Source organism: Psychrobacter proteolyticus, assembly GCF_038155145.1.
Lineage (GTDB): Bacteria > Pseudomonadota > Gammaproteobacteria > Pseudomonadales > Moraxellaceae > Psychrobacter > Psychrobacter proteolyticus_B.
Genome location: NZ_JBAKAY010000177.1, coordinates 1 through 215 on the forward strand (window position 1 = coordinate 1; position 215 = coordinate 215).

1 protein-coding gene is annotated in these 215 nt (G+C 62.8%); it reads right to left on the minus strand.

From position 1 onward, the window contains the following. On the minus strand, positions 1-211 hold a 211-nt coding region (locus V6252_RS13875), incomplete at its 3' end, for a rod shape-determining protein MreC (RefSeq protein WP_425355888.1). Positions 212-215: the final 4 nt, after the last annotated feature.

A 215-nucleotide genomic window follows, 5' to 3' on the forward strand; every position in this document is an offset into this window, starting at 1 on the left:
CGAAGCTCCCGGTCGAGGAGAAGGGCTTCACGGTAATCGTGTAATACATCGACCCGGAGGTCCGCTCGACGTTCGTGACCTTGCCCAGCGGCAGACCCTTGGGAAAGACACCGCCGAGGCCGCTGGTAACGAGGAGGTCACGCGTCTTCACGGTCTGGTCCGTACGGACGAGCGTGAGCCTAAGGGTTCCGTCAGCGGAACCACGGAGCATACCC